This window comes from Larkinella fluvii (assembly GCF_051857545.1).
Taxonomy (GTDB): domain Bacteria; phylum Bacteroidota; class Bacteroidia; order Cytophagales; family Spirosomataceae; genus Larkinella.
Map to the genome: position 1 here is coordinate 429332 of NZ_JBPZHB010000005.1, position 17188 is coordinate 446519.

Consider the following 17188-nt stretch of genomic DNA (forward strand, 5'->3'; position numbering starts at 1 on the left):
TTAAAAGTTAAAATTAATACCCACCGAAAAGGTGCTCATAGGCAAATACACGGCTGCCCCAACTTCCATTCCACCGACCAGCGACATGCGCGGATCAATACCTGAGTGAGCCGTCAACATGGTCAGGTTGTCGCCGGATGCATACACCCGTATACTTTTTGTTTTCAACTTGTCCAGGATAGCGCCACTAAGCGTATAACCCAGGGTGAGGTTTTTGATATTCAGATAAGAAGCGCTGAATAAAGCCTGATCGGTATACTGCCAGGGCCCAAAGGTAGACCCGCCCGTATAGAACGTATCCCCATAAAATGCCATCGGGAATTTGGCGTCTCTGTTCTCAGGTGTCCAGGTATTTCCCAATACTTCTTTCGATAATGCGTTCCCGATGTTCCCAGATCTGTACAGGTGGTTGGCATATTCCACACTCAGGAATTTACCCCCCAGTTGGTAGGCCAGGATAGCGGTGAAGTCGAACCCTTTATATTGAAAGCTTGTAGAAAAGCCACCAATAATTTTGGGAATTGCACTACCCATTTCATACCGGTTGGCCAGCGTGTAGTTAGTGGTGCTAACAATGTCTCCCACGCTGCTATCCGTAAAGCGTCCTGCATCCTGGTCTTGCTGCGTAACGGTGTGATGAAACAAGGGCAAACCTGTGCTCTGATCCACTCCCGCGTACTTGTAGAGATAAAGGTTGTAGTAGTCCTTATTTTCACCACGCAGGTACATGATCTGGCCGGCAGTGTTAGCACCCCCATTGGCAATTCCCCATCCATCGATGAAGCCTGTAAAGTTTCCGCCCAGTGATGGCGAACCTACACTTTTGGGAAATTTAGTCAGAATGGTGCGGTAGTGGGTACCGTTCAATCCGATGCTCCAGTTGATATTTTTGCGTTGGATGAGTTTGATGTCCAGGGCAATTTCCACACCGCGGTTGACAATTTCAGCGTTGTTCAGGGTGAGTGAAGCTTGTCCCATTGAAGCGGCAAGAGGCTGTGCAAACACAGAGTTTACCGTCTTCTTGTTGTAGACATCGATGGTTCCACTCAATCTCCTGTTTAAAAGGGTGAAATCGATACCGGCATCAAAGGTATGCGTGTTTTCCCAGGTTAATTTATCATTTACGGCAGCGCCTTGCTGAAGTGTGTACGTTGCAGGAACACCTGTTCCTGCCGTTGAGTTTGTGTAAACTGCACCGTAGCTCCAGGTCTGATAACCCGAATAGTTACTGATACCGCTCTGGTTACCGATAATTCCATAACTAGCCCGTAGTTTCAATTCGTTGATGACGGTACTGAATCTCTGCATGAATTTTTCCTGAGAAATACGCCATCCACCACCAATAGACCAGAAGGTTCCCCAGCGATTCTCGTTGAATCGGAATTTAGACGAACCGTCTCTGCGCAGCGAGCCTTCCACAAAATACTTGTCGTCATAGTTGTACACCGCCCGGCCAAAATAGCTATCCATGGTCGTTATGTCTCCACCATAACCCGGAACACCGAACGGTGCGCCCGCTGTATTGTACCGGCTGGTAAAGTTACCGGCGCCGGTAAACCCATTGATTAGAGAATACGCGGAGGCAAAGTTCACCAGATCACTTTTAAATTGGTAGAATTCATGGGCAGCCAGTGCCGTAACGGAGTGGCGACCAAATTCTTCACCCCAGTTAAGCAGCTGTTGCGTGTTGAAAACGCCGGTGTTCGTATAATACTTTCCAATCGCACCTATCCCTACTACCGCTCCCGTCTCAGGCGTACCGTAACGCGTCCGTACTTCCGTAAAGCGGTCATAAGAAATGTTGTTTGTAAAGCTGAAATTCTTGAGGAAGTTCACCGTGAAATACCCTTTAAGGTTTAAGTCATGCGATTCCCTACGATCGATGTCTTTATCCAACAGGTCAATCAGGTTGGTTGCATAAAGCGGTTGGCTGGTGGTTCCGTTCGGAAAATTGGGCTGAACGCCAAGGGGCGAGTAGGTATCATTCGCATTATCAGATACCATGTCGGTGCCGTTCGGATTTTTACGGATATTTCCCTGAAGGTCTCTGGCGAACAACGGTACGAGTTGATTCTGCCCATTTACCCACCTGAACGCGTTTTGCTGCACAGTTCCGGGGTTACGTCCGAAACGGGTAGCCGGCGATTGGGTATTCCGCATACTGTAACCCAGATTTGTTCCTACTTTCAGCCAACTGGTGAGTTGGGCATTCACATTTGTACGGGCGTTGTAACGCTTGAATGTCGACCCTCTGATATAAGAAGGATCTTCCAGCATGCCCACAGAAACAAAGTAATCCATTTTATCGGAGCCACCGCTTGCCGATACCGTATGCTCCTGACGGAACATTTTTTCGAAGAAGTAATCCTTGTACGATCCGGCTTCCCAAAGTGGTCTTGCATTCGGATTCAACTTGCCCGTTGTCGGGTCAATCAGGTACGCACCCGACATGGTCGCGCTGGCATTGGCTCCACTACCGGTGGTGGTATACACCGCGCCCGGCACGTCATACGCCATGTAGTTGCCCAACAGGTTCATGGCAAAGTTTGTCTTTGAGCCCGTGTAATCGAATAAATGGGAACTGGCAAACAAACCGGCCGCTTCATGAGACATGTTTGGATTGGCCACATTCGTCGTGAATTTACCGTCTGTAGATGATCCGCCGTTCACCCCGTAGCGTGCGGAGTTGTAGATGGCCAGCCAGGCATGTTCATAAATGTCTTTGGCATTATCAATGAGATCAAACCGCAATCCACCCAGATAATTGAACCCAGCCCGAGTTTGTACCGATATATTCGGCTTCCCTTTTGTTCCTTTTTTAGTCGTCACAAGCACAACCCCATTGGCTCCACGCGAACCATAAACGGCAGTGGAAGCGGCATCTTTCAGCACGCTGATGCTTTCAATGTCCTTCGGATTGATGGAAGACAGGGCATTAGGGTATTCAGTGGGCACCCCATCGATCACGATCAGGGCATTGGAGCTGTTCTGGCTGGTAGAGCCCGCTCCGCGTAACCGAATACCCATGTCCAGACCGGGCTGGCCATCAATGGAAGAGACCTGAATCCCGGGGACTACCCCTTCAAGGGCTCTGGTAACCGTGGAGTTTGCCTGCACAGAAATGACTTTAGAATCAACCTGTGATACCGCACCCGTCAGCGTGCTTTTCTTTGCGGTACCGTACCCGATCACGACTACTTCGCTAAGCTGGTTGTCTGCCGGAGCCAGACTAATTTCAATATTTTTCCGGTTGCCCACAACGGTTTCCTGGGTGGTGTATCCGATAAAGGAGAATACCAGGGTGGAATTTGTAGTAGGAACATTCGGGATGGTAAAAATTCCATCGGAATTGGTGACAGTGCCAATCGTTGTCTCTTTAACGATTACACTCACCCCGGGCAACGTGGCCCCTGAGGCATCGGTAACCTTCCCGGAAACCTGCACCTGTGCATAAAGACCCAGGCTAAAAAGCAGGTTGCACAGAAGAAATAAGGATCCTTTTCTTTTGATCGTAATGATTTTGAGCATGCGTGAACAGGAATAAAGGTGAATAGTCGAACGGAAAATAATGGTTTAAGAAAAATGCAAACAAGAATTCAAAATAAAGAACTTGTGTTAAAAATAATATTATTTCAATATAAATTCATGTTCATCCAAGTAAAATTATTGAAACAAATTCATTTGAAATCGACAACACATCATGAAAAACATTTCCTACTTCCATCCAGGTTTGTTGTTAATAACCAGGAATATTGCTATGGTAACACATTCCAGCGTAAACATTGATGGTACATGGTATACCAATGGGCAAACGGCATATATTGAATGTGGCTAGGAAGGACCTCAACAATATTCCTGTCTTAATCGTTGAACGATCCAGTAATTGGAGCGTGGTTACTTTTCTCAAATTGATTAGCTGTCGAAAATACATTCTATGGATCCTCTTCTTTTGAAGGTTAAAAAAACAGAAACTGATTCTTTCAGTGTCAATTATTTTAAATATAATGGTTCGTTTCCGGGCTTATGGCATTACCATTCTGAATATGAATTGACGCTAATCGTTAAAAGTTCTGGAACCCGATTCGTCGGAGACCATATAGATCGTTATAATGAAAACGATCTGATTTTTATTGGAAAGAATTTAGCGCATACCTGGAAATCCGATAGTTCTAAAGAAAAAAATCAGTCGTCAGAAGCGCTCGTCATCCATTTTAAAAAAGATTTTTTAGGAGAATATTTTTTTAAATTACCAGAATTATATTCGATTGAACAGTTTCTGCAACTATCCCAGCGAGGAATCAAAATAACGGGCAAAACCCAGACCGCAGTTATCGATCAAATGTGTCAGATTCAGACATTAAGCGGTGTGCATAAATTAATCAAATTATTGCAAATTCTTTGCTTGTTAGCTGATTCTAAAGAGTTAACCTTGTTATCCAGCGAGGGATACAACTTAAATATTAATGAAAGGACAAATGATCGACTAAATAAAGTTCATGCTTACATCATGAATAATTTTAAATCATCTATTCGATTAATTGATGCTGCCGATATCGCTAGCATGAGTCCAACGGCTTTCTCAAGGTATTTTAAACAACGAATGCAGAAGCCATTTTCACAATTTATAAATGAGCTAAAAGTTGGCTATGCCTGCAAACTATTAATGTTACATAAATTTAGTATACAGCAGATTTGCTTTGAATGCGGGTTTCAAAATGTATCAAACTTTAACAAACAATTTAAAAGCTTCACCGGACTGTCACCTAAACAATTCCAACTTAAGCATAAATCTATGTACTTTCAGGCATCATTATATCAGCTTCAGGAAAACAATTTGGCTGAATAATTACTAAGCCACCTGGTTCTTTAGCGGTTCTCCATTTATCATTCTCAATACTTCTTCAGCGGCAAATTGCTGAAGAATCGGAATGCTGCGTTGGCTGTACCAGGCCGTATGCGAGGTGAGTAACGTATTAGGTGCCTGAAGGATCGGATGAGTGTCAGGAAGAGGCTCCTGTTCAAAGACATCGATACCGGCGCCACCGATTTCGCTTATAGTTAATGCCTGAGCCAAGTCGATGGTATTAATTAACCCACCCCGGGATGTATTTATTAAAACCGCATTCGACTTCATTTTTACTAACGTTTCCCGGTTCATGAGGTGATGGGTTTTGTCGTTGAGGGGCAAATGCAGGGAGAGAATATCTGAATTTGTCAGAGCTTCCTCAAAGGTTATTTTTTGGACACCCAATGCCTGCATTTCTTTTTCGCTCACAAAGGGATCAAATGCAGCCAGTTTATAATTGAAAGCTGCAGCTTTTTTGAGGACAACCCGCGCAATCCGTCCAAATCCAAGCGTCGTGAATAGGGCATCTTTGCAGGCAGGAACAGTCCCGGGCGGAATTATTTTCCAAACACCCTCCCGAACCCGCAGATCCGTCGCAGGTATTTGCCGGTGGAGCGCCATCGCTAAGGCCAGAGTGTGATCCGACACTTCATCGATGCAATAATCGGGTACGTTACAAACCGGTATTTGCCGTTCCCTTGCTGCCGCCAGATTGAGATTATCAACACCAATACCGTAGCGTACAATGAGCCGACAATGATCCAGGTTTCGGATGATGGTTTCCGTGATGGGTGCCCATTGGACGATCAGGGCAAAAGCATCCCTGGTTGCCGCTAATAAATCGACTTCGCTTTTACATTGGGCGTCGATAAGCTCATATCCCGATTGTTCCAGTACCGCCCTTTCCGGGTTGATATTAGAAAAACCGTGATCTGTAATGACAATTTTCTTCGTGCTGCTATTCATAATGAAGCAAGGTCAAATGATACGCAATAGCAAAAGCCTGGCGAAAAATGAGGTTTAAAATACGATAACCGATTTGACATGAGCTGCCTTCGCCATCATCATGTCAGTAAAGGCCGTCACCCCGTTATCGAGCGAGTAATAATGAACCCACGACGTGACGTCTACTTTTCCGGTAGCGATTAAATTCAACGATTCGTTGATTTCCTGCTGCGTGGCCGCGTAGGTGCCAATGATTTTCTTTTCAGATAAAATAATGTCGTATGAAAAAAAAGATTGATTGTTTTCATACAGACCGATGAGCACTACGGCCCCGCCAGGCTGTACGGCTTTTAAGGCCTGCTGGTTCGTTTGGGAATTCCCTACGGCGTCAACAACCAGGTCAATTCCTTCCTGATCGGTAACTTGGTAAATAGCGGAAACCAGGTCTTCCTCCGAGGAATTGATGGTGGCCGTAGCTCCTAGTTTTCGGGCAATGGCAAGCCTTTCATTCCGCAGATCGGCTACGTACACCGCTACGCAAAGGAGGGATTGAAAGGCCTGCTGCGTAACAAGTCCGATGGGTCCGGCACCGATTACCAAAACTTTTTTAGGGTTTAAGTGCCTGATCAGGTTAACGATATGAATCCCATTGGCCAGTGGTTCAGCCATACAGGCGGCTTGTGGCGTACTATTCTCCGGGATCGGCACCAGGCAATGGGCCGGTACATTCACGTACTCCCCAAAGGCTCCCCCCCGATGCATCCCGAAAATTTGCCGGTTTTTGCATAAGTTCGTTAATCCCCGTTTGCAGGGATCACAGGCTCCGCAGGACACTACGCTATTACTGGCCACCCGATCACCTTTCGTAAAGCCTTTTACATCGGAACCAATATCCTCAACAATTCCACAAAATTCATGGCCCATAATTAAAGGCGGAACACGGCGCGGGCTATGGTTTTTAAAGGTTTCCAGCTCACTCCCGCAGATACCACAAGCTAGTACTTTCAGCAAGACCTCATCCTCTGAAAAAGAAGGTAATGGCCTTTCTGCAATCATGAGTTTGTTAAACTCGGGATAAAAAAGTGCTTTCATAAGTAACTGACTTTCAGAATTGAGCTACCGCTCGTATTGGGGAGCCGTCACGGCCCTTTAAGTTGAGCGGAAATCCCATGAATGTAAACTTGTCAGGAACCTGATCCAGGTTCGTCAGGCTTTCCACAACGACGATCTCTTTTTTCAGCAGGATGTGATGCACTTCATACCAGTCGCGGCTGGGCGTTGGGGTGTCCATGCCCAGCATCCGGATGTTCCGGTCGGCCAGATACGCACTGGCTTCCTGCGTCAGCGAGGGAAAATTTTCAAAGAAATCATCCTTCCCGAAGTTTTTGTACCAACCCGTGTCGTAGATGATTTTTGCCTCGGGAGTCAGCAACTGTTCATAGGGTAAAAAATCTTCAACGGTAATTTCTTCCCGGGACTCTTTGGGTATTCTCAGTACATGCACATTCCCATAAAACCAGTGTAAAGGCATCTGGTCCAGTGTTTTGCCATCATCCAGAAAATGGTACATCGCGTCCAGGTGCGTTCCCTGATGCGACCCCATTACGATTTGCGTAATGTTGTATTTCAATGTACGGGTATTTCCGTGCGGAACGATGCTCAGCTTAGGGTCAGACGGAAACGTTTGCTGTCCGTGGACCAGGGGATGTGAAAGATCGACAAGTTTCATCGTTTTATTTAGCTAAATAGCCGCCGTCAACCAATAAGTCGCTGCCGGTAATGAAGGAAGAATCGTCACTGGCCAGAAAGGCTGCCGCAGCGGCTACTTCTTCGGGACGTCCCTGCCTGTTCAGTAGGTGCATGGCCGATGCCCGACGGTCTTCTTCGTCGATGTTCAGGCCTAATTTTTCGCATGAATTGATGAAGGCGCTGGTGTAAATGTAGCCCGGGCACAGGGTATTCACCCGGATACCAAAAACTGCCAAATCCTGCGCCCAGCATTTGGTGAGTCCCCGAATGGCGAATTTGGTGGCGTTGTACGTAGCAAAGTTGGCTTGTCCGACAAAGCCGCTCACCGATGAAAAATTGATGATACTGCCTCCACCGTTTTTTTTCATTTGCGGAACGATGTATTTGGCCATCAGCGACGTACCGCCAATGTTGACCGAATTGATCTGCTGCCACTCATCGTCGGTAGCTTCAATTCCTTTGAAGATAAACCGGGCTGCGGTATTGATGAGCACATGAGCAGGGCCAACCTCGCTTTCAATGGCCGCGCAGGTTTCCGCCACGGCAGCTTCATCGCTGATATCGAGTTGCCAGAAATGGGCATCCAGATCTGAGGCTTTATGCTTCGTATCGGGCTGAAGATCAACCAGAACAACCACGCACCCCTCTTCGGTCATTCGGGTGGCGGTGGCATAACCCAGGTCTCCAAGGCCACCGGTAATAACTACAGTTTTATTTTTTAGTCCTCTCATTGATCCATCACATTCATTTTACTGCCTTGATCATTCTACGTTGTTTTTCTTACTTCACAAAGCAACGCTGAACGTATAATGACCGGATGGCACGCGTAAAGCCGTACCCACAGCCGTGGTCTCAATAATCCGGATGTCTTTTGATCCGGTAATCTGTTGCCCGTTTTCACTGATGCTTTTTCCGGATGGCAGGAACACGGTAGCCGTGGTATTCGCCGGAATCTGAACCGCTAACTGGAACGTGCCGTTATTGACTTTCCAGTCAACAGCAATTTTTCCGGCAATGGAATGATAAGCCCCCCTGGCTCGGGTCAGGCTGCCTCCCAAACGCGGTTTAATGGTAAAATGCTTGTAACCAGCAGAATCGGCATTGATGCCCAGGATACTTCGGTACATCCATTCGCCCACGGCGCCGATGGCGTAATGATTGAATGAATTCATGCCTACGTTCTGAAAACCGCGTCCCTTTACGTATCCGTCCCAGCGTTCCCAAATGGTGGTTGCTCCCTGATCAATCGAGTAGATCCAGGAAGGAAACCGGCGGCTTTCCAGTAATTTATAAGCCACGTCGGCATACCCGTATTCCGACAACTGATTCATCAACCGGATCGTCGACTGAATACCGGTCGAGATCCGGTAATCATACGCTTTGATGGCCTGGACCATGTGGGCTGCGGCTTGTTTCTTCAGCTTTCCGGGCACTAGGTCAAAATCCAGCGCGAGGGCGTATGCCGCTTGCGTATTACCGGCAATGGTACCGTCATCGGTAACGTATTCTTTGATAAATCGTGACTTTATCGCGTTTGCCAGCGAGTCATAGAACGTGTAGTCTCGCTGATGACCAAGCAGCCTGGCAACCTTTGCGACGGTTCGGGTTGAATGGCCAAAAAAGGCCGTTGAATAGATATCATTATCCACTTTACCCCCCTCTTTCGGATAGTCGTCCGCAATAATGGTGTTTCCGTTCAGCCAATCGCCGTACATGTTCCCCCGCTCATTTTTCCACAACAGATCCGGATTGGTGTCTAGGATGTGCCGGATGTAGGCTTTCATCGACACATACTGGCGGGCTAAGATGGCCGTATCGCCATAGTTCTCATACATTCGCCAGGGGACCAGGACTCCCGCATCACTCCATCCGGGGGCATTGCAATAGCGATTCCACTTATCGACCTGCGGGGTGTAATCCGGATAACGTCCGTCGGCTCGTTGGCAATCGGCAATATCCCTCACCCACTTGGTGAAAAAGGCACTCATGTCCAGATTGAAAATAGATGTCTGGGCAAACACCTGGGCATCCCCCATCCATCCCGCCCGCTCATCCCGTTGGGGGCAGTCGGTCGGCACCGAATGCATGTTCCCCTGCTGAGTCCATAAAATATTGGCCCACAACTTATTAAGATCGGGCGACGAACTTTCAAATGTACCGGCCAACGGCGCAGCCGACGCAACTACTTTCCCCGTTACATTAGTGAGTTTAGGTTCCTGGGTAAGACCGGAAATCTCAACGTATCGGAAGCCATGATACGTAAAGCGAGGCTCATAGTCAATGGACTTTTCCAACCCGGGTGTATATACATCCATCTGTTTAGCGGCTCGCAGGTTGCTAACATAAAGCTGGCCATTTTCGTCCAGCACTTCGCCGTGCCGAAAAGTGATGTTCTGAGCTGGATTGTAAGGAATTTTAAGGTTTACCCACCCCGCTATATTTTGCCCCAGGTCAAAAATGTACGTTCCTTCCTTCACCTTCACCACCTGTATCGGCGTAATTTCCTGGATCACTCTAATCGGCTCGTTGAGCTGGGCGTTGAGTGTTATTGAGACGGTTTTGTCGACGGTAACTGATTTCCACCCAGCGTCATCAAAATCCGGTTCCATCCACATGGCGGGCAACCGTTTTGCATTAAAATTTTCGCCGTCGAAGATGGATGCCATTTGGACGGGGCCGTTTTCCAATACCTTCCAGCTTGCATCGGTTACAATCTGCGTTCGGGTACCGTCGTCGAACAGCAGCTCCAGTTGCCCGATCAACCGTCGGTCGAATCCATACGCCCCCCGGTCAGGATGGGAAAATAGGCCACCGGCATACCAACCATCTGCCAACATGGCCCCCATCACATTAATGCCTTTTTTCAGGGATTTCGTGACATCATAGGTTTGGTATTGAACACGTTCGTGGTAATCGGTCCACTCGGGGGCCAGAACCTGATTTCCGGCTTTTTTGCCGTTCAGGGTCATCTCATACAGGCCCAAAGCGCTCGCGTAGAGGGTGGCCTGTTTCACTTCTTTCGTTACCGTGAATGTCTTCCTTAACAACGGCGATGCGGGTATGGACGATTTGAAGGGCTTGCGATTAGCCGAACTGCCGGTGTAAGCTCCATCCGTCAATTTGGCCGGGCTCCAGTTCTCCGCTGAAAAGGCCGGATAGGTAGCGTACGGAACGGAGGCAGCGACCGGTTTTTTCAGCGCAACATTTTCGGAACGGGCATTGATGGCTTCTAATTCGGCGATGGCGTAGGCGTATTTTCCCTCGTCCGTTTTGCGGAGTTTATGAACGACTACCCGGATGTACCGGCCGGTTGCGGGCGCCATCGGTTTGCTGTACGGTTCCAGCCCACTCTGCTCGTAATCCCGGGTGCTTTCGTCGGCAACGACCGTTTGCTTTTTAAAGTCAGCCGTAGCCGATACCAAAATCTTGAAACGTTTGGGAAATAAGTAGCCGCTGGGCTGAAGTTTATACGCTACGGGATAGAGTTTAATTTGACGAATGTCCTGTTGCGAACCTAAATCAACATCGACCCATTGATTGCCCGCATTCTCCATAGAGCCAGAACCTGATTGAAAGCTAGGCCAGATGTCAAATTTTGCGTCGGCAGGTACATTTTCTTCCGGCCCTCCAATCCAGTGTGCCTTCCAGTCCTCTTTATGGAGCAGCCCCATCGACCAGCTGGCGATGGCACTCCACGAACTAACATTCTTCCCGGCGTCCCAAACGCGGACTTTCCAAAAGTATTTGGTCCTGGTAAGCAGTTTGCTCCCGGTGTACCGCACTTGATTGGCACTAGTGGATTCAACTTTTTTTGAGTCCCATACATTCGCTACACCTTTTACCAGGGATAGGGAATCCGCACTTATCAAGATCTGATAGGCAGACTGATACTGTGCTCGCTTTGTAGAAACCAACTCCCAACTCAGGCGGGGCTGTTTGGCATCAATCCCAATCGGATTTACTAAATACTCGGTCCGCAGATTACTAATTTTCAAATCATTATTTTGGTTGTCACCGTATGCTAAAAAGGTAGACAGCAGCGCCAGAATAGTAAACCATAAAATCTTCATTGGTAAAGCTTGAAAGTAGTGAATAGCCAAACAGTGTTAAAAGTCGAAAATGGATTGCAGCTAATCAGGGTATCTCTCACATTGAATAGGTATTAATTTTTATAAAAAACGTATGGTTTTTGCAACGTAAACTTAGTGCTTTGGAGCACGAAAGAATACCAGTTTATTAGCAGAAAATGATGCTTTTATGCCATTTCTTCAGCCTTTATTACCAATTCTAGCTAACGATAAGTAGTTTTATAGGCGATGCATCTCTCACAGTGGTGATCGTCAGCCCACCTTCTCAAATGGATTTTCGAAGCAAATCTGAACCTGTATTGGCTAATTCTGCGAATCCTGATGGGGCTGTCCGGGTGATTTTGTTGATTGACGTTTGCTACCTAAACCCATCTTCATAATCAATGATCTGTTTAAGAACCGCCCTGCTTCTGCTCTGGGCCAGCCTGAGCCTTCAAGCCAAAGATTATCCAGCGTTGTTTTTCGGCATCTATTCGGATGGCGCTACGCTCAACACGCGTTCCATTCAGTACGCGATCGATTATATTCATTCCAATGGAGGTGGTCGGCTGGTGTTCTACGTCGGACGGTATCTGACGGGGTCGATTCATTTAAAATCGAACGTAACGCTGCACTTGGAAGAAGGAGCCGTGCTCATGGGATCACTCAATCCCTTCGATTACGATCGACACGTCTGGACGGCGCTGGTGTTCGGCGAAAATCAGCAAAATATTGCCATTACCGGCAAGGGGGTCATCGACGGGCAGGGGCGTCAATTAGCCCGGAATGTCGTGAATGTGATTCAGAAAGGTCTCGTCAAAGACTTGTTCCGTTATGATCGTCCCGAGGCCGAAGCGCGCGCCGTGATTATCTACTTCAAGGGATGTCAGCGGGTAAAACTTCAAACCGTAACGTTACGGAATGCCGCAAGTTGGGTGCAAATTTACGATCAGTGCCGCAACGTGCAGTTGGCCGGCATTACGGTCGACAGCAAAGCCTACTGGAACAACGACGGCATCGACATTGTGGATTCGGACAGTGTCAGCGTTACCGACTCCTACATCGATTCAGCCGATGACGGCATTTGTTTGAAATCGCATGATGCCTCGCAGGTGTGTCAGAACATCTACGTGCGCAACTGTACGATCCGGTCGAGTGCCAATGCGATCAAATTTGGTACGGCCAGCTATGGCGGTTTTCGAAACATCAAAATGGTACAGAACAAAGTCTACGATACCTATCGCTCAGCTATTGCCCTGGAAGCGGTGGATGGCGGTTTTGTCGAGAACGTATTGATTGACAGTTTACAGGCTATCAATACCGGAAACGCCATTTTTCTGCGAATCGGCGAGCGGGTGAAGGGAAAAAAAGGCCGTCTTGAAAACGTTCGGCTGACGAACATCCGGGTCGAGGTACCCGCCACGAAACCCGACGCAGGCTATGAATATGAAGGCCCAATCGAAGACATGCCCCGGAATGTATCGCCCTCGTCGATTGTTGGTATGCCCGATGCCATTGTTAACGATGTGACGTTAAAAAATGTGGAGATCATTTACGCCGGCGGGGGGTCTTCGATGGTGGCAAACGTACCGCTCACGGCGCTCGACAAAGTCCCCGAAAAGCCGACGGCTTACCCGGATTTTTCCATGTTTGGCGAACTACCGGCCTGGGGTTTTTACATTCGCCATGCGCAAAATATTCGGTTCGATAACGTAAAACTAACGTGTTTGAAAAAAGACTACCGTCCCGCCGTGGTGCTCGATGACGTGAAGCAGGCTAACCTAACCCCCATGCTTATCACTGACCCCGACCGAAAAAAACCGTCTGTCTATTCCGTCCATTCCACCGGCCTGACTTTGCCGGGACGCTGATCTTTATCCGTTTCCTGGCGAGGCTATCGAAACTTTTGTTCCAATCGTTTTTTGTCGTCCCGACCGGTCCCGTCCCGCGTTGGGATGACAAAAAATACCTAATATGGCTCGAGTATGAATTACAAACGGATTTTCAATGCCTTCATTTTTTTGCTATTGCTTTTGGGCCCAAAGGCTTTTTCCCAGACAGTAGGACAGGTCAGGGTCGAATGGAAAGAAGGTTCGTCGCCATCCGGTACGGTTCAGTTGCAGCACGGTGTGCTGCGTACAATTGAAGGGTTAGCCAGAAAAGGCAAAATGAAAGCCAACGCCTTTCAGGTCGGGTCAGGCAGCCGCCCGGGCATTCTGATAACGATTGATAGTGCCCGGACCGAATACGGGACCGGAGCCACCGTCGTGTCAATCAAAACGGCCAAAAATCCGTTCTCCTTTTTTCTTCGGGACGTTACCTCCACTTCCCCCATTTATCTGCCGGATTATGGCGTCGTCGTATTGAGTGCGACGGATGGACGGTCTTATCGGGAGGTCGAGGCCACCGTACGTTCCCGAAAAACAATGACCAAGCTGCAGCGGATTGAGACCGAGCGGGAGGTTTCCTTTTCCTCGGTCGAGAAGAAGGTTCGGAACATGACTGTACCTACCTGGTTGGGGACTAGCCGGGATTTTAGAATCTTCCAGATTGCCGAAAACCTCACAGACGCATCCCAGGGAGAAGCCAGCATTATTTCCCCCAAACGGTCGTCGACGGCCTTGCGACTGGTCGAGACCAAAAATGAACCGGTCCATTATCTATACACCTATGGCCGGGGCGTTGGCGTAAAGGAGAATGTCTCGCGTCGGTTGGAACAGGGTACATTGCCGATTTTGCACTCCACGTTGACCGACGATGATGTCGTTTATAAGTCTACCACGTTTGTTTCTCTGGAAAAATCACCCCTGTCGGCGTTGCAAGGAACCGATTTTCTAGTGGCCGACAGTTACAGTGGCGGTCACATGTTCACCAACGAGCAGCAGGAACTGGTGAAAACCAAATCGGAGAAAGCCCTGAATCCGGACGAGGAAACCGTTTTGTTTTTCCGGGTTGAAGCCGTGAATAGCGGACCCGTGCCCCGTTATGCCTGGTTCAAAACGCCACGGCCGGGCACTATGTGGTGGCAGAAATTTCCGTATCGTTTCGAAGTAAAAACCGGATTTTCAGCTTATTCGGAAAACCGGGTTTTTTGTATTTCCAAACTGAACGGAAAACCGCTGCCCGGCGAGGAAATTTCTATTTTGCTGCAACCCGGTGAAAAAGCGTTGTTTGATTTTTTTATTCCCCACAGTCCCGTTTCTCAGGAACGGGCTGCGCAACTGGCGATGCTGACCTTTGAGCAGCGTTACGCTGAAAGCCGGGATTTCTGGCTCGCCAAATTAGGGAAAGCTGCGCAAATCCACGTTCCCGAAAAGCGGATTGACGAAATGATCCAGGCCGGATTGCTTCATCTTGACCTGATTACGTACGGCAATGAGCCCAACGCTACGCTTGCTCCGACCATTGGCGTCTATTCACCCATCGGAACGGAAAGTGCGCCAATTATTCAGTTTTATGCCTCGATGGGCTGGACCGATGTTGCCAGGAGGTCGTTGGAGTACTTTCTTGACAAACAGCATGAAGACGGTTTTATCCAGAACTTCAACGGGTATATGGTCGAAACCGGGGCGGCCTTGTGGAGCATGGGCGAATACTTCCGGTATACCAACGACCGGGAATGGGTCGGAACCATCAAAGCAAAAATCCTTAAATCCTGTGATTACCTGATTGCCTGGCGTAACCGGAACAAGAAGGAAGAGCTACGCGGACGGGGGTATGGGATGATCGAAGGAAAAGTAGCGGACCCCGAAGATCATTTTCACCAGTTCATGCTCAATGGCTACGCCTACCTCGGCATGAGCCGCTGTGCCGAAATGCTGGCCGGAATTGACCCTTCCCAATCCGAGCGGCTCCGAAAGGAAGCGGATACCTGGAAAGAAGATATCCGCCAGTCGTTTTTTACTTCGGTGGCTATGTCGCCGGTGGTTCCCCTGGGCGATGGTACCTGGTGTCCCACGGCTCCGCCCTGGACGGAAGGGGCCGGTTTGAGAGGGATGTACCAGAAACGTGAGACGTTCTGGTCGCATGGTACATTTACGGCACCGGATGGGATGCTTGGTCCCATGCATCTGATTTTTTGCGAAGTACTCGATCCTCATGAGCCAGCGGCTAAAGCGCTATTGAACTACCACAGCGAGCTTTTCTACCAGGAAAATTCAGCGTTTAGTCAACCGTATTACAGCCGCCATAACTGGATACAGGCGAAGCTGGGAATGACCAAACCTTTTTTAAGTACCTACTATCATACGTTTGCGGCCCATGCTGACCGGGAAACCTACACCTTCTGGGAACATTTATTTAAGGTCAGTCCGCATAAGACGCACGAAGAAGCGTGGTTCCTGATGGAAACGCGCTGGATGCTCTATCTGGAGGAGGGTTCCAACCTTCGATTGTTCAATACGGTACCGCGCCACTGGCTGGAGCAGGGCAATCAACTAACGCTGAATAATGTCCGGAGCTATTTTGGTCCGATTTCGACCAATGTAACTTCGGAAGTCGAAAAGGGGTACATTACCGCCACCGTGAGCTGCCCGGATCCTCGTAAACCGAAAGAAGTGTTGATCCGGATTCCACATCCCGACGGTAAAAAGCCCGTGAAGGTAACCGGAGGGATCTATAATGAACAAACGGAAACCGTCTCGATAAAAGACTTTTCGGGCCAGGCTGAAATCCGGCTCGACTACTGAGGATCGGGTAACTGCGATAAAAAGGCACGGGCGTTGAACCTATTTAACAAAAAGCCCAGTTGGAATTCCAACTGGGCTTTTTGTTAAATAAACCCTATTTCTATCTTTCTTCAGCATTCGGTGGATGTATTTAAACAGCCACGTTAATTTAAAACTTCTTCGGGGCTATGTTAATACAACTGCTATTTTTTGCCTGCTTTAAATATTCTGCGTATCATAAATGCTTTACTATGAAGGGCTTACTGAGGGATAAGGGAAAGATCTTCACGAAAACGATCGTTTTTTAGGATGAAGACCCAAGCCGTGTTTCTGGAAAGAATACAACTTGTCAGAAACGGATTATGTACCCACGTCCTGACTGGACTTACAACAAAACACTGGACAAAACTTGAAGGATCAGGCCGCTACGAAGCATGTCGTTCTAATGCAATCCTTCACCGACAAACTTTTTTCGACTTTACTAATTGCGGAATTGTGACAGAGGTGAGCGCCTTCAGACTCGGATATGTCAGCCCTTCTGAAAGCAATGGTTAAACAAGCATATCTGTCAATGATAACTAAATTGGATTTATTATCAAAAAGGTAGTGGGCTCACTCACCAAGCTTCACCTATTCCCAACGCCAGTACAAACACCTTTTCTTGCCGCCCCTCAATCTCTCGTTCGATGGCATCCGGCACATTGACCAACAGATCGTAACTCGCTAGCTTTTCAATTTCAAGGCCTTTGAACCGGTAACTACTCCAAAGCTTTTCACCAACGGCGTTCGTGCTGGGCATCGCAACGGCGTCGCAGTAACGCTCCACCCCGTCCAGATGGCAATAACACGTGTCTGAGGTGCTTCGGCGTACCGGTTGATCCGGCTATGGTTAAACCTGATAAGTTAAAACATAA

Annotated in this window: 10 protein-coding genes; 3 read left to right on the forward strand and 7 right to left on the reverse strand. The window is 48.1% G+C overall.

Annotated features, from left to right (window positions below; genetic code table 11):
* Positions 1-3528 (reverse strand): SusC/RagA family TonB-linked outer membrane protein, encoded by a 3528-nt coding sequence (locus tag ACS5NO_RS15225; protein WP_439415952.1) that lies wholly within the window; start codon positions 3526-3528, stop codon positions 1-3.
* Positions 3529-3934: 406 nt separating this feature from the next.
* On the opposite strand from ACS5NO_RS15225, the gene ACS5NO_RS15230 reads away from it, so the two are divergent.
* Positions 3935-4846, forward strand: coding sequence for an AraC family transcriptional regulator (locus ACS5NO_RS15230; RefSeq protein ID WP_439415953.1), 912 nt, complete (start codon positions 3935-3937; stop codon positions 4844-4846).
* Positions 4847-4849: 3 nt separating this feature from the next.
* Here ACS5NO_RS15230 and ACS5NO_RS15235 read toward each other — a convergent pair whose 3' ends face one another.
* Genes ACS5NO_RS15235 through ACS5NO_RS15255 form a run of 5 tightly spaced genes read right to left on the reverse strand, consistent with a single transcriptional unit; the run spans position 4850 to position 11610 of the window.
* The gene (locus ACS5NO_RS15235; protein ID WP_439415954.1) at positions 4850-5812 is read right to left on the reverse strand and encodes a C-terminal binding protein; all 963 of its coding nucleotides are present in this window, start codon (positions 5810-5812) and stop codon (positions 4850-4852) included.
* A gap of 54 nt (positions 5813-5866) precedes the next feature.
* Positions 5867-6883 (reverse strand): zinc-dependent alcohol dehydrogenase, encoded by a 1017-nt coding sequence (locus tag ACS5NO_RS15240; protein WP_439415955.1) that lies wholly within the window; start codon positions 6881-6883, stop codon positions 5867-5869.
* A gap of 13 nt (positions 6884-6896) precedes the next feature.
* Positions 6897-7520, reverse strand: a complete 624-nt coding sequence (locus ACS5NO_RS15245; RefSeq protein WP_439415956.1) for a cyclase family protein — start codon at positions 7518-7520, stop codon at positions 6897-6899.
* A 4-nt stretch (positions 7521-7524) separates the two neighbouring features.
* Positions 7525-8271 (reverse strand): SDR family NAD(P)-dependent oxidoreductase, encoded by a 747-nt coding sequence (locus ACS5NO_RS15250; protein WP_439415957.1) that lies wholly within the window; start codon positions 8269-8271, stop codon positions 7525-7527.
* A gap of 54 nt (positions 8272-8325) precedes the next feature.
* Positions 8326-11610 carry a family 78 glycoside hydrolase catalytic domain gene (locus tag ACS5NO_RS15255; RefSeq protein WP_500684146.1) on the reverse strand — a complete coding sequence of 1095 codons (3285 nt, stop codon included), beginning with the start codon at positions 11608-11610 and terminating at the stop codon, positions 8326-8328.
* A gap of 401 nt (positions 11611-12011) precedes the next feature.
* Between ACS5NO_RS15255 and ACS5NO_RS15260 the strand changes: the two genes are divergently transcribed.
* On the forward strand, positions 12012-13478 hold the full coding sequence (locus ACS5NO_RS15260; RefSeq protein WP_439415959.1) for a glycoside hydrolase family 28 protein: 1467 nt from the start codon (positions 12012-12014) through the stop codon (positions 13476-13478).
* 114 nt (positions 13479-13592) lie between these two features.
* Positions 13593-16295: a glucosidase family protein gene (locus tag ACS5NO_RS15265; RefSeq protein WP_439415960.1), complete on the forward strand. Its 2703-nt coding sequence runs from the start codon at positions 13593-13595 to the stop codon at positions 16293-16295.
* 595 nt (positions 16296-16890) lie between these two features.
* Here ACS5NO_RS15265 and ACS5NO_RS15270 read toward each other — a convergent pair.
* Positions 16891-17073, reverse strand: coding sequence for a hypothetical protein (locus ACS5NO_RS15270; protein ID WP_439415961.1), 183 nt, complete (start codon positions 17071-17073; stop codon positions 16891-16893).
* Between the last annotated feature and the right edge of the window lie 115 nt (positions 17074-17188).